We start from the raw sequence: 11414 nt of genomic DNA, 5'->3' as shown, positions 1-11414 counted from the left end.
CCGCCCCCGGTCGCCTCACGCACCTGCGGGACGGAGGGCGATGCCCGCGATCGCGGCATCCGCGATGCGGTTCCGGGTGACGGGATCGACCCCCGCCTCCGCGAGCGCCTCGATACCCCGATGCGTCGCCAGGATCAGCCCGCCGAGCGCCTCGGCGTCCGCGGACGGATCCACGAGACCGGCGCGCTGCGCCTGCTCGACGAGCTGGCGGCAGCTGTCGAGCAGCCCGTCGAACGCGGAGAGGGAGCGGGCCGCGATGACGTCGTTCGCCCAGGCGAGCTCGGCCGTCCCCTTCGCCAGGAGGCAGTCGCGCCTCGAGGCGTCGTCCTCCGGCGAGCGCAGCCACGCGTGCAGCCGGGCGAGCGCCTGAGCCTCCGGCCCCTCCGTGAGCGCGACGACACCGGCGCCCGCCTCGGTGCAGTACTCGTCGAACACCCTCTCGAAGAGGGCCTCCTTGTCGCCGAACGCCCCGTACAGGCTGCCCTTGCTGAGGCCCGTCACCCGAGACAGCTCATCCACCGAGGTGCCGTGGTACCCGGTCTCCGTGAACCGCCGGCACGCCGCCGCCAGCACGTCCTGCTCGTCGAACTTCCGGGGTCGCGCCATGCGGCGATCCTACGCGATTCTGGACTTTCGGTCCACAACTTCTGAACTTTCAGTCCAGAACCGCTAGCGTGGGCCGCATGACGTCCTACATCACCCCATCCCCGACCCCCGAGTTCGCCGGCAAGCGCGCCATCGTCACCGGCGGCACGCGCGGCATCGGCGCGGCGATCGTGCAGCGGCTGCTCGACGGCGGAGCCACCGTCGTCGCGGCCGCACGCAGCGCCACCGCCGAGACACCCGAGGGAGCCACGTTCATCGCCGGCGACATCAGCACCGTCGACGGCGCGCGGACCCTCGCCTCGGCCGCGCTCGCCGCGCTGGGCGGCGTCGACATCGTCGTCAACAACGCGGGCGCCGCGCGCTTCCACGTCGGCGGCATCGGGACGATCCCCGACGAGGAGTGGGTCGACGCGCTCGCCCTCAACTACCTCTCCGCGGTGCGGGTAGTCGACGCCCTGCTACCCGCGCTCCACGAGGCCGGGGCGGGCAGCGCGATCATCAACATCTCGTCGACGGCGGCGCGCGACGCGGCGCCGCCCCTCGCCCACTACGGCGGCGCGAAAGCCGCCCTCGACGCGTACGGGAGGGCGTTGGCCTCGGAGCTCGCGCCCGCGGGGATCCGCGTCGCCACCATCACCCCGGGCAACGTCCTCACCCCCGGTGCCGACGCGATCCGGCAGGACCTGGCCGACGCCATGGGGGTCCCGCTCGAGGCCACCACCGCGGACACCCCGCTGGGGCGCCCCGGCGACCCGCGGGACATCGCGGAGGCGGTGGCCTTCCTCGCGTCGGACCGCGCGCAGTGGATCACCGGGTCGAACCTCCTCGTCGACGGCGGAGAGCTCTCCCGCCCCTAGGCCCGGCCGTCGTGCAGGGCGGCCGCGCTCCGGCCATGATGGGCGAGGCGGCGCCGCCCGAGCACGGGCGCGGCCGCCGGTCCCGCACCCGTCCCCCGGAGGATCCATGCTCATCGAACCCGTCGACGCCGCCCGCGCGCACGTCAGCAGCCACGTCGACCCCGAGGACTTCGACGCGTTCTGGGCCGACACCCTCGCCGAGGCCGGGAGCCACGATCTCGACGTGCGCCTCGCGCCGGTCGAGACCGACCTCGCGCTCGTCGACGTGCAGGACGTGACCTTCGCGGGATCCGGCGGCACCGACGTGCGCGCCTGGCTCCGCACCCCGCGTGGCGCGACCGGTCCGCTGCCCACGGTCGTCTCGTACGTCGGCTACGGCGGCGGCCGTGGACGCGCCGAGGAGACCCTGATCTACGCGGCCGCCGGCTTCGCGCACCTGCAGATGGACACCCGCGGCCAGGGCTCGTACTGGAGCGCCGGCGACACCGCCGACCACGGCGAGGCCGGACCCGCGATCCCCGGCTTCATGACCCGCGGCATCGCCTCGCGCGAGACGTACTACTACCGCCGCCTCTTCACCGACGCGGTGCGCGCGGTCGACGTGGCGCGGTCGCTCGACGTCGTGGATCCGGCGCGCATCGCCGTGCAGGGCGGCAGCCAGGGCGGCGGCATGGCCCTCGCCGTCGCCGGCCTCCGCGACGACGTCGCCGCGGTCTCCGCGTACGTGCCGTTCCTCTGCGACATCGAGCGAGCCACCCACATCACCGACGCGTACCCGTACCACGAGGTCGTCGACTACCTGAAGACGCACCGGGGCCGCGGCGAGGACGTGCACGCCGTGCTGCGGTACTTCGACGGCGTCGCGTTCTCGCGTCGCTCGACCGCGCCCGCCCGCTTCTCGGTGGGTCTCATGGACGCGACCTGCCCGCCCTCCACGGTCTACGGCGCGTTCGACGCCTACGCGGGCGAGAAGGAGATCGTCGAGTGGGAGTACAACGGCCACGACGGCGGCGGCATCGACGACGAGCTCGGCACGCTCGCGTTCCTGCGGCGCACGATGGGCTGAGACCGGCTCGGCGGCGACCACTGGTGACGCCCCGGATCGGCACGGGGGCGGGGGCGCGAACCGCCCCGCTGTCGGCCGTTCCGCGTAACCTGGGAGCACCTCGCCGGTGGAGCGAGCGGACCGGGAGGACATCATGCCCCGGCCCCGCATCCGCCCCGCGAAGCCCTCCAAGCCGGGCGCCCCTCCTCCGTCCGTGGCCGCCCGCGTCGCCGCGGATCCGGCGCAGAAGGAGGTGCTCGTCGAGGAGTCGCTGCTGCTCGTGGGCGTCGCGCTCCGGATCCAGATGGTCAACCTCATCATCCTGCGCACGCTGCGGGAGCGTCGCCCGTTCGACGAGGAGTCGCTCATCGAGGCGCTCCGCGGCGAGCTGGCCGAGCTCATCGGCGAGAAGCGCGGCGAGGCCGAGCGGCTGCGCATGGCCCGCGACCGCGCGGCGCTGCGCGACGGCAAGGGACGCCGGCCCGACGACTACCGCGAGGGCGACGTGCCGGGGCTCCGGCTGCGCGCCGAGATCGCGGAGGAGATCGTCGAGCGGCTCGGCGCCCTCTCACGCGACCCGGAGGCGCTGCGCGAGGTGCTGGTCATCGCGCGCGACGCGGCCCTCGAGCAGATCGTGCGCGCGCGGCTCGCCCCGCAGCTGCTGCCGGGCGCGTTCCCGGAGGAGGGGCGCGACGACCGGGTCGGCGAGCTGCGCGACGAGCTGGCGCGGCTGGCGGCGGAGCGGGAGCGGGCGGCCGAGGTCACGGCACCGCGGGATCCGGGCCGCACGCGCGTGCGCACCGGCGGCCGCGGGCGACCGCAGAAGGTCTGATCGAGCGGTGCGTCAGGGCGCGAGCGCGAACCGCGGCTCGACGCGCTCGCCGGTCGCCGCATCCGCCGCGAGGCTGCCGATGAGCGGCGCGAACTTGGCGCCGTGGCCGGAGCACGGCGACACGATCGTGATCCCGTCCACCCGGTCGATCACGAAGTCCTCGGTGGGCGTGCTCGTGAAGAGGCACGTCGCCTCCGCGTACGGCACCGGCTCGACGCCCGGCAGGTTGCGGCGCACCCAGTCGACGACGCGGGCGCGGTTGGCCGGATCCACGACGCCGTCCTGGTGCGCGGCCGACGGGATCACGCGGCCGCCGTCGAACTCGGCGACCTTGTGGCCGCGTCCCTCCACGTCGCGGCCGCCGGGCAGCGCGTAGACCTGCATGCGCTCGTCCATGTGGATGGAGGTCGGCACGGACCGGGCGGGCGGCCCATCCACGTACGCGAAGTGGAACACCTGCTCCTGCCGCACGCGCAGCGGCGGGATCCGGTCGAGCGCGGCGTGCGGCAGCGGCAGCGCGGCGCCGAGCAGCTCGGGCAGCCAGGCACCGGCGCACACGACCACGCTGTCGCCCTCGATGCGACGGCCGTCGTCGGACGTCACGGCGAAGCCCGCGCCGACCCGCTCGACGGACGCCACCTCCCAGCCCTCGTGCACGACGGCGCCGTGCGCGACCGCGAGGTCGAGCATCGCGCGCACCGCGGCCTCGGCGTCGACGACGCCGGCAGCCGGGTGGAAGAGCACGTCGGAGTCGAACGCCATCTCCGACCAGCGGTCCTCGGCCTCGCGCGCCGACATCAGCTCGTGCTCGATGCCGACGCGCTCCAGCACGCGCGCGAGCTCGGCGGGGCGGCGCACGAGGCCGGAGTCGACGGATCCGGTCGGGGTCACGAGCCGCGCGCCCGTGGTGCGCTCGAGCCGGTCCCAGAGCACGCGGGCGTCGCGCACCAGGCGCACGTAGAAGGGGTCGTCGTAGGCGTAGCGGAGGATGCGCGCGGACCCGTGCGAGCTGCCGAGCATGCTCGCCGGCCGGTCGCGCTCCAGCACCGTGACCTCGTGCCCGCGGCTCGCGAGCTGCCACGCGGTGGCCGCCCCCGCGAGCCCCGCGCCGATGACGACATGGTGCGATGCGCGCCCGTGCCCGGTGGATCCCGCCATGCGTCCAGGCTACGGGCGCGTGCCGCGGACGACCGGGCCCGGCGGGAGGCCGTAAGCGGTGCGGGCGGGGGCTGGACAGCGGCAGGCGGCCTCAGAAGAGGAAGAGGCGGATGAGCATCGCGCCCCAGCCCACGAAGGCGCACGCGAAGCCGGTCACGAGCATGGGCCGCGTCGGCCGACGGTTGTCCACCATCCCGTGGGCCGTCATCCAGACGAAGCAGACCATCACGCCGACGAGTCCCACGACCGACAGCACGAGGAGCGCCGTCTCGACCGCGTCAGCCATGCGATCGTCCTCGCCGCATCTGCGCGTCGTCGGGCATCTCGTCCCCTCACGCCACCGCGCCCGGCGCCGGCCGCTCCCCCATCGTGCCCGACGCGTGGAGGTCCGGCGCACGCGGCCCGCGTCAGCGACCCGCGAGGGCCTCGAAGGCCGGGAGCGCGTCGGCCGCCGGGGGGCAGGGCCGCGATCTGGCCGCGGATCCGGCCGGCCGCGTCCGCGAAGCGCGGCTCACCCCGGACCTCGCTGGCCGCGGCGGCGATCTCCTCGGGCGTCGCCGTCGCCGCGTCCAGCATGCGGCCGACCCCGAGCTGCGCGATCCGCTCGCCGTTCAGCCGCTGGTCGGCGCCCATGGGCAGCACGACGAGCGGGACGCCGGCCGCGAGCGCACCGGCGACCGTCCCGGATCCGCCGTGCGTGATCACGACGTCCACGCGCTCCAGCACCGCGCCCTGGGGCACGTAGTCCTCGAGGCGGCGGCGCGGGGTCGCCCCCGGGAAGGCGGCGGGATTCACGCACGGCCCGATTGTCGCCAGCACGCGCGCGTCCGTGGTCGCGAGGCCGTCGAGGATGCGATGGAGGAGGTCCCCCGAGCGCGTGTTGAACTGCGTGCCGAGGGTCGCGTACGCGCGCCAGGGCTCGTCGCTGCCGGCGAGCCAGCGCACGGCCGGGTGGTCGTCGGCGGCCTCGGGCGCCTCCGGCCGCACCCGCAGCACGGCCCGCCGCGTCGGCTCCGCGGCGGAGGCCGCGCCCGGTCCGGCACCGGCCACGGACTCCGGGAACGGCACGACGAGGAGGTCGCCCGCGAGCATGGCGAGCTCGGGATCCGGCGCCAGGCCCGCCTCCGCCCGCAGCGCGTCCAGCGCGTGCGCCACCGACGGCCGCCAGCCCGCGTACGCCGAGGCGGTCACCTCCACCACGACGACCGGCACCCCGGCGCGCTCCGCGGCCACCATCGCGCCGAAGTCGAACTCGTCGCAGACGACGAGGGCCGGGCTCCAGCGGGCGATGGCATCGCCGACGCTCCGCGCGACCGTCCGCGCCGTCCGGCCCAGGAACACCTCCTCCACCTGCGCGTAGGGCCTCCCGGGATCCGCGACGACGAGGCGACCGGTGCCCCCTGCGGTGCGCGCCGCCCCGGTGTCGCTCGGGAAGAGGGGCGCGAAGTCCGCCCGCCCCGCCACGATCTCGCGCGGCCCGGCGAGGGCCGTCTCGTGACCCCGCGCGCGTGCGGCGCGGGCGAACGGCAGCAGGGGGTTCAGGTGGCCCTGCCCGCGTGCGAAGGAGAAGAGGATCCGGATCGGAAGGGGCATGGGACCACGATCGCCCGTGCCCGCGGGCATGAGGGGCCCCTCTCCACACCGGCCCGCCACGCGCGCCGTCCGGGAGACTGGACCCATGTCCTCCCCCGTCACGCTCACCGCCCGCGCGCTCCTCCTCGACATGGACGGGACGCTCGTCGACTCGACCGCGCTCGTCGAGGAGATCTGGACGATGCTCGCCCACCGCTTCGGCCACGATCCGGCCGACCTCCTGCGGCGGATCCACGGCGTGCGCGCCGTCGACAGCATCGCCCGGTTCGCGCCGGAGGGCAGCGACGTGCCCGCCCTCCTCGCCGAGCTCGACCGGTTGGAGCTCGACGGCAGCCCCGCGACGGTCGAGATCCCCGGCGCCCGCGACCTCGTGGCCGCGCTGCCCGCCGGATCCCACGCCCTCGTCACGAGCGCCGGCCGCGAGCTCGCGCGCGCCCGCCTCACCGGCGCCGGCGTCCGCGTGCCCGACCTGCTCGTCACCGCCGAGGACGTGGCGAACGGGAAGCCGCACCCGGACGGCTACCTGCTCGCCGCGTCGCGCCTAGGCGTGGATCCCGCGGACGCGATCGTCTACGAGGACGCCGAGGCCGGGATCCAGGCGGGCCTCGCCGCGGGCATGCGCGTCGTCGTCGTGGGCGACCACGAGAGCGAGACCACCGCCGGCCTCCCCCGCGTGCGCGACCACCGCGGCACGACGGTCGAGGTGCACGACGGGATCCTCACGCTCACGCTCCCCGGCGCCTGAGGGCGGTCGCGCTCCTGCGCATCGGCTCGAAGGGACCTGCGCGCGGGATGCGATTGGGCCACTCGGCCGAATCCCGCGGTACGGTCGCCTCATGACCTCCCGCATCCCCTCGCGCCGGGCCGCTCGGAGGGCCGCCGCATGAGGTGGCTCCTCCTCGGCGCCGCCATCGCCTCCGAGGTGACCGCCGCCCTCGCCCTCCAGGCCGCCGTCGACGTGCCCGGCTGGTACGCGCTCGTCGTCGCGGGCTACCTCGCCGCGTTCGGGTTCCTCACCCGCGTGCTGAAGGCAGGCATGGCCGTCGGCGTCGCCTACGGGATCTGGGGCGCGTCGGGCGTCGCGCTCACCGCGGTCGGCGCGACGGTCCTGTTCGGGCAGCCCCTCACCGGCCTGATGATCCTCGGCCTCGTGCTCATCGTCGGGGGCGTCCTGCTGGTCGAGCTCGGCTCGCAGCGCGCGCACGCGGCCCGCGCCGCCGTCGCGCCCGCCGACGCAACGCCCACCCCCGTCACCCCGACCGGCGAGGCCCGCTGATGGCCTGGGTCCTGCTGGCGATCGCCATCGCCACCGAGGTCGCCGCGACCATCTCCCTCAAGCTCGCGACCGACGGCCGGAAGCGCTGGTACGCGGTCGTCGTGGTCGGCTACGTCACCGCGTTCTCGATGCTCGCCGGCGCGCTCTCGCTCGGCCTGCCGATCGGCGTCGCCTACGGCATCTGGGCCGCGACCGGCGTGGCCCTCACGGCGATCCTCGGCCGCGTGATCTTCCGGGATCCGCTGACGCGCACGATGCTCGCCGGCATCGCCCTCATCATCGGCGGCGTGCTGCTCATCGAGCTCGGGCACTGACGCCGTCGCTGATCCGCCGCCGCGCTCACTGCGGGTGCGGCGACTCCCCGCGCTCGAGCATCGCGACGAACTTCGCGAGCCGGTTCCCGCGGACGGTCGCGTTCGGGGCCGTCGTCACCCGGTGGATCACGGCGTAGCGGTTGACCTTCGACAGCGTCGCGAAGGTCGCGGCGGCGGCGGGCGACGCGGCGAGCGCGGCGAGCGCGGCCCGCAGGTCCTCCGGCTCGGACGCCGACGCCTGGCCCGCGTAGGCGCGCTCCCATCGACCGTCGGCCTGCGCGCGCTCGACATCGCGGATCCCGGCCGGACGCATCCGACCCTCCGCGGTGAGCGTCGCGACGAGCCCGATGTTCCGCTCCGACCACAGCGACGCCTTCCGCCGGGGCGTGATGCGACGCCGGAAGATCCGCTCGTCGATGCTCGCGGTCTGCCCGTCGATCCACCCGCTGCACAGCGCCTCGTCGAGCGCCTCGGCGTAGGTGGGCGAGGTCGGATCCGTCGTGCCCTTCTTCGCGAGCACCAGCCACACGCCGTCGGACGCCTCCTCGTGCCGATCGAGCCAGGCGCGCCATGCGGCCCGGTCGGGGACGGTCAGGAGCTCGTGCGCGGCGGCGGGCATGCCCCGATGCTACGGAGCGCCGACGACGACGCGGCTCGCTCAGTCACGGTCGACGGGGTGGCCCGCCGAGATCCACGCGCTCGTACCGCCCTCGACGTCGACCGCGTCGATGCCGCGGCCGACGAGCGCCTCGGTCGCCCGCGCGCTGCGCCCGCCGGACTGGCAGATCACGTGCACGGGCGCGTCGGTCGGCACCTCGTCGACGCGCGAGTCGAGCTGCGACAGGGGCAGGTTGACGGCGCCGGGCGCGTGGCCCGCGGCGTACTCGTCGGGCTCGCGCACGTCGATGAGGACGGGCGAGTCCAAGGCGACGAGTTGGTCGACGGTGATGCGGCTCATGCGGGTGCTCCTCGGGGGTCGGTGCTCCCCACGCTAGCCGAGGAGGTCACGCCCGGTCGCCCAGGACGACCACGAGCTTCGCCGGACCCGGGGCCTACCAGAATCATTCGCCTCACCGTATGATTCTGGTCACATAGGGGGGAGACATGGCGGAGATCAGCGCGGCCGAATACGCGAAGGAGCAGAGCATCTCCGCTCGGAGGGTCCAGGCGGCGGCCGCGGCCGGCGTGCTGCCTGCGCGCAAGATCGCGGGCAGGTGGGTCATCGACGCCGCCGAGGCTCGCCACGATGAGGTCGGGCGGCCGCTGTCGTCGCGCTCGGTGCGCGCGCTGCTCGCGCGCCTCTCCGGGGACGACGCATGGCGCGCCGGACTGTCCGCCAGCGAGGCGAGCCGCGTGATCGGGCGTCTCACGAGGCTCCGGGATGCCCCGAACGCAGCGGAGGTGCTGGCAGCCTGGATGCGCAGCGCTCGGCCCGCGGCCCGGTCCTTCCTCGTGGCGGACGAGGACCTGGAGGACCTGCGTGCGGATCCTCGACTCGTGGCCGGGGGGATCAGCGACCCCCGAACGGGCATGTCGGACGCGCGGGAGCTCGAGGCGCACATGCACGTCGACGATCTCGACCCGATCATCCACGAGTACCTGCTCGTCTCGGGCGATCGTCCGAACGTCCTCCTGCACGTGCAGGAGCGTCCCGTCCAGCAGCCACTGCCGCTCGGAGAGCTGATCGCTGATCTGGCCCAGCACCGGGGGCCGCGCGAACGCGCGGCGGCCGCGCATCTCCTCGGGGAGGTCGCATGATCGTCGAGGCACCCCCTCTCCGGCGCCCCCAGGCAGAGGCATGGCATGCGCTCTTCGAGGTCCATGAGCAGATCCCAACCGGGTGGGCGCTCGTCGGCGGCCAGATGATCCAGGCGCTGTGCTGGGAACGTGGCGCCCCGGCCAACCGCCCGACGGTGGACGCGGACACCGCCCTCGACATCCGCGCGCATCCGCGGATGCTCATGACCTTCACCTCGGCGCCGCGCGACATGGGCTTCGAGCCGGACGGCACGAGCTTCGAAGGACACCAGCATCGATGGACCCGTGGGGAGGCGCGCATCGATGTGCTGATCCCGCGGTTCCTCGGCGAGCGCGCCGACAGCCGTCGCGGCGCCGGTGGTGGGACCACGGTCGCCGCACCCGGGACGCAGGGCGCGCTCGATCGGTCGGCCGACGTCCGATTCCGAGTCGAGGGACGTGTCGGGACGATCCGCCGCCCGACGCTGCAGGGTGCGATCCTCTCGAAGGCCGCCGCACTCGAGATCGCGGGCGACGACAGTACGCGCCACCTCATCGACATCGCCCCCCTCGGAGCGCTAGTCACACGACGGGACAGGGTGGGCGAGGGCATCACCACCACCGAGCGCCGACGAGCGTTGGCAGCGGCAGCACTGATCCAACGCGACGACGCCTACGCGCGCCGTGCCGGAGTGGACCCGTCCGTCGCCGAGCGACTCAAGCTCGCCTTCTCCACCCCCGCCCGAGACGCACCCCGCACCCCGGGTGCAACGCGCATGCGCCGCCGCGATCCCGGACGCCCGACGGATCGCGGTCGCTAGAGCGCGACCACGAGCTTCCGCGCCGAGACGCCCTCGCGCAGGCGGTCCATCGCCGGCTGGATCGCCTCGAGCCCCGTGCCGACCACCTCGGCGGGGGGCGCCGCGACGTAGCGGCCCTCGGCGAGCGCTTCGGGCAGGAACTGCTCCCAGAGCATCGCGCCGACGCCGTCGTGCATGAGCGCGCTGCCCCAGATGAAGCTCGCGCGGATGCCATGGAGGCGCGCGCGGACCATCAGGGCCGGGGTGGCCGTGCCCATGCGGATCCCGAGGCGCACGAGCGGGAGCCCGATGCGACCTCCGCGCGGCAGGGTGTCGAACGACACCGGCGGGCTCGCCATGATGACGCGCGTCGCGCCCGTGGCGGCGGCGATCCGGACGGCCGGGTCGCCGGATCCGGTGCCGATCGCGAGCACGCCCGCCACCCGCCGACCGCTCGCCGCGATGTGCGCCACGATGTCCCGCACCGCCGTCGGGCTGCGGTAGTCGAAGGCGCGGCTCGCGCCGAGGCCGGTCACGAGCTCGTGGTTACGCGGCGACGCGGTCGTGACCACGTCGTACCCGGCGGCGACCGCGAGCTGGATCGCGTTCAGGCCGACGCTCGTGGATCCGCCCCAGACCACGACGGTCTCCCCCGTCGGTGGCGTGGCGGCGTCGGGCGTGCGCAGGCCGAGCTGGCCGGCGCCGAACAGTCCAGATGCGGCGGTGGAGATGCCGAGCGGGAGGACGGCGGCGTCCTCGAAGCGCATGGCCGCGGGGATCGGCGCGGCGAGGTCGGTGCGCACGATGACGCGCGTCTGGAACCCGCCCTCGGCCGCGTGCCGCCGCCCCTTCTCCATGCCGACCGCGTACGCGACCACCCGGTCGCCGACCGCGAAGCGCGTGACGCCGGGGCCGACCTCCTCGACCTCGCCCGCGACATCCTCGCCGAGCACCGCGGGGTGCGGGAGCCAGCGGTACATGAGGTCGCCCATGTGCTGCTTCATGGTGTCGAGCGGGTTGATCGCGACGGCGCGCACGCGGATCGCGACCTCGCCCGCGCGAGGAGCGGTGCGCGGCGCGGGGCCGACGGTGAGGTCGGCGGCGAACGAGGCGAGCCAGGCGGCGGATTCGGTGGGCACGGTGGGTCTCCGATCTCGGATCGCGCTGTCCGATGACATCGCGTGTCATCACCATAC

15 protein-coding genes are annotated in these 11414 nt (G+C 74.8%); 8 read left to right on the top strand and 7 right to left on the bottom strand.

Annotation, left to right across the window (positions count from 1 at the left end):
* Positions 1-15: 15 nt before the first annotated feature.
* Positions 16-606, bottom strand: a complete 591-nt coding sequence (locus CMN_RS00820; protein WP_015488970.1) for a TetR/AcrR family transcriptional regulator — start codon at positions 604-606, stop codon at positions 16-18.
* Positions 607-683: 77 nt separating this feature from the next.
* Between CMN_RS00820 and CMN_RS00815 the strand changes: the two genes are divergently transcribed.
* From CMN_RS00815 to CMN_RS00805, 3 genes are all read left to right on the top strand, one after another.
* Positions 684-1463 (top strand): oxidoreductase, encoded by a 780-nt coding sequence (locus tag CMN_RS00815; protein WP_015488969.1) that lies wholly within the window; start codon positions 684-686, stop codon positions 1461-1463.
* 106 nt (positions 1464-1569) lie between these two features.
* Positions 1570-2529: an acetylxylan esterase gene (locus CMN_RS00810; protein WP_015488968.1), complete on the top strand. Its 960-nt coding sequence runs from the start codon at positions 1570-1572 to the stop codon at positions 2527-2529.
* Positions 2530-2662: 133 nt separating this feature from the next.
* The gene (locus tag CMN_RS00805; RefSeq protein ID WP_106389099.1) at positions 2663-3340 is read left to right on the top strand and encodes a coiled-coil domain-containing protein; all 678 of its coding nucleotides are present in this window, start codon (positions 2663-2665) and stop codon (positions 3338-3340) included.
* Positions 3341-3352: 12 nt separating this feature from the next.
* Here the strand turns inward: CMN_RS00805 and CMN_RS00800 are convergent, their stop codons facing one another.
* From CMN_RS00800 to CMN_RS00790, 3 genes are all read right to left on the bottom strand, one after another.
* On the bottom strand, positions 3353-4498 hold the full coding sequence (locus CMN_RS00800) for an FAD-dependent oxidoreductase (RefSeq protein ID WP_015488966.1): 1146 nt from the start codon (positions 4496-4498) through the stop codon (positions 3353-3355).
* A 91-nt stretch (positions 4499-4589) separates the two neighbouring features.
* Positions 4590-4784 (bottom strand): hypothetical protein, encoded by a 195-nt coding sequence (locus CMN_RS00795; RefSeq protein ID WP_041465190.1) that lies wholly within the window; start codon positions 4782-4784, stop codon positions 4590-4592.
* On the bottom strand, positions 4724-6091 hold the full coding sequence (locus tag CMN_RS00790; protein WP_015488965.1) for a glycosyltransferase: 1368 nt from the start codon (positions 6089-6091) through the stop codon (positions 4724-4726). The genes CMN_RS00795 and CMN_RS00790 overlap by 61 nt, the downstream gene beginning before the upstream one ends.
* An 85-nt stretch (positions 6092-6176) precedes the next feature.
* On the opposite strand from CMN_RS00790, the gene CMN_RS00785 reads away from it, so the two are divergent.
* From CMN_RS00785 to CMN_RS00775, 3 genes are all read left to right on the top strand, one after another.
* On the top strand, positions 6177-6836 hold the full coding sequence (locus tag CMN_RS00785) for an HAD-IA family hydrolase (RefSeq protein ID WP_015488964.1): 660 nt from the start codon (positions 6177-6179) through the stop codon (positions 6834-6836).
* A gap of 138 nt (positions 6837-6974) precedes the next feature.
* Positions 6975-7367 (top strand): DMT family transporter, encoded by a 393-nt coding sequence (locus CMN_RS00780; protein WP_015488963.1) that lies wholly within the window; start codon positions 6975-6977, stop codon positions 7365-7367.
* The gene (locus CMN_RS00775; RefSeq protein ID WP_015488962.1) at positions 7367-7681 is read left to right on the top strand and encodes a DMT family transporter; all 315 of its coding nucleotides are present in this window, start codon (positions 7367-7369) and stop codon (positions 7679-7681) included. Before CMN_RS00780 ends, CMN_RS00775 begins: the two co-directional genes overlap by 1 nt.
* Before the next feature lie 25 nt (positions 7682-7706).
* On the opposite strand, the gene CMN_RS00770 is transcribed toward CMN_RS00775, so the two are convergent.
* Complete coding sequence (locus CMN_RS00770; RefSeq protein WP_015488961.1) at positions 7707-8300, bottom strand: YdeI/OmpD-associated family protein; 594 nt, start codon at positions 8298-8300, stop codon at positions 7707-7709.
* Positions 8301-8339: 39 nt separating this feature from the next.
* Entirely contained in the window at positions 8340-8639 is a 300-nt protein-coding gene (locus CMN_RS00765; protein WP_015488960.1) for a rhodanese-like domain-containing protein, read from the bottom strand.
* 146 nt (positions 8640-8785) lie between these two features.
* Here CMN_RS00765 and CMN_RS00760 point away from each other — a divergent pair, with 146 nt between their 5' ends.
* Both CMN_RS00760 and CMN_RS00755 read left to right on the top strand, forming a co-directional pair.
* The gene (locus CMN_RS00760; RefSeq protein ID WP_015488959.1) at positions 8786-9439 is read left to right on the top strand and encodes a metallophosphoesterase family protein; all 654 of its coding nucleotides are present in this window, start codon (positions 8786-8788) and stop codon (positions 9437-9439) included.
* Complete coding sequence (locus CMN_RS00755; protein WP_015488958.1) at positions 9436-10239, top strand: hypothetical protein; 804 nt, start codon at positions 9436-9438, stop codon at positions 10237-10239. Before CMN_RS00760 ends, CMN_RS00755 begins: the two co-directional genes overlap by 4 nt.
* Here the strand turns inward: CMN_RS00755 and CMN_RS00750 are convergent.
* Positions 10236-11357, bottom strand: coding sequence for a zinc-binding alcohol dehydrogenase family protein (locus CMN_RS00750; protein WP_015488957.1), 1122 nt, complete (start codon positions 11355-11357; stop codon positions 10236-10238). The two genes, CMN_RS00755 and CMN_RS00750, sit on opposite strands and share 4 nt — an antisense overlap.
* Positions 11358-11414: the final 57 nt, after the last annotated feature.

The sequence above is a fragment of the Clavibacter nebraskensis NCPPB 2581 genome (genome assembly GCF_000355695.1).
Taxonomy (GTDB): domain Bacteria; phylum Actinomycetota; class Actinomycetes; order Actinomycetales; family Microbacteriaceae; genus Clavibacter; species Clavibacter nebraskensis.
This window is presented reverse-complemented; position numbering and strand designations above follow the sequence as displayed.

What these genes read in the sequence shown, in the direction of transcription:
- CMN_RS00820 (WP_015488970.1), bottom strand. Translation starts at nt 606, where the DNA reads ATGGCGCGACCCCGGAAGTTCGACGAGCAGGACGTGCTGGCGGCGGCG.
- CMN_RS00815 (WP_015488969.1), top strand. Translation starts at nt 684, where the DNA reads ATGACGTCCTACATCACCCCATCCCCGACCCCCGAGTTCGCCGGCAAG.
- CMN_RS00810 (WP_015488968.1), top strand. Translation starts at nt 1,570, where the DNA reads ATGCTCATCGAACCCGTCGACGCCGCCCGCGCGCACGTCAGCAGCCAC.
- CMN_RS00805 (WP_106389099.1), top strand. Translation starts at nt 2,663, where the DNA reads ATGCCCCGGCCCCGCATCCGCCCCGCGAAGCCCTCCAAGCCGGGCGCC.
- CMN_RS00800 (WP_015488966.1), bottom strand. Translation starts at nt 4,498, where the DNA reads ATGGCGGGATCCACCGGGCACGGGCGCGCATCGCACCATGTCGTCATC.
- CMN_RS00795 (WP_041465190.1), bottom strand. Translation starts at nt 4,784, where the DNA reads ATGGCTGACGCGGTCGAGACGGCGCTCCTCGTGCTGTCGGTCGTGGGA.
- CMN_RS00790 (WP_015488965.1), bottom strand. Translation starts at nt 6,091, where the DNA reads ATGCCCCTTCCGATCCGGATCCTCTTCTCCTTCGCACGCGGGCAGGGC.
- CMN_RS00785 (WP_015488964.1), top strand. Translation starts at nt 6,177, where the DNA reads ATGTCCTCCCCCGTCACGCTCACCGCCCGCGCGCTCCTCCTCGACATG.
- CMN_RS00780 (WP_015488963.1), top strand. Translation starts at nt 6,975, where the DNA reads ATGAGGTGGCTCCTCCTCGGCGCCGCCATCGCCTCCGAGGTGACCGCC.
- CMN_RS00775 (WP_015488962.1), top strand. Translation starts at nt 7,367, where the DNA reads ATGGCCTGGGTCCTGCTGGCGATCGCCATCGCCACCGAGGTCGCCGCG.
- CMN_RS00770 (WP_015488961.1), bottom strand. Translation starts at nt 8,300, where the DNA reads ATGCCCGCCGCCGCGCACGAGCTCCTGACCGTCCCCGACCGGGCCGCA.
- CMN_RS00765 (WP_015488960.1), bottom strand. Translation starts at nt 8,639, where the DNA reads ATGAGCCGCATCACCGTCGACCAACTCGTCGCCTTGGACTCGCCCGTC.
- CMN_RS00760 (WP_015488959.1), top strand. Translation starts at nt 8,786, where the DNA reads ATGGCGGAGATCAGCGCGGCCGAATACGCGAAGGAGCAGAGCATCTCC.
- CMN_RS00755 (WP_015488958.1), top strand. Translation starts at nt 9,436, where the DNA reads ATGATCGTCGAGGCACCCCCTCTCCGGCGCCCCCAGGCAGAGGCATGG.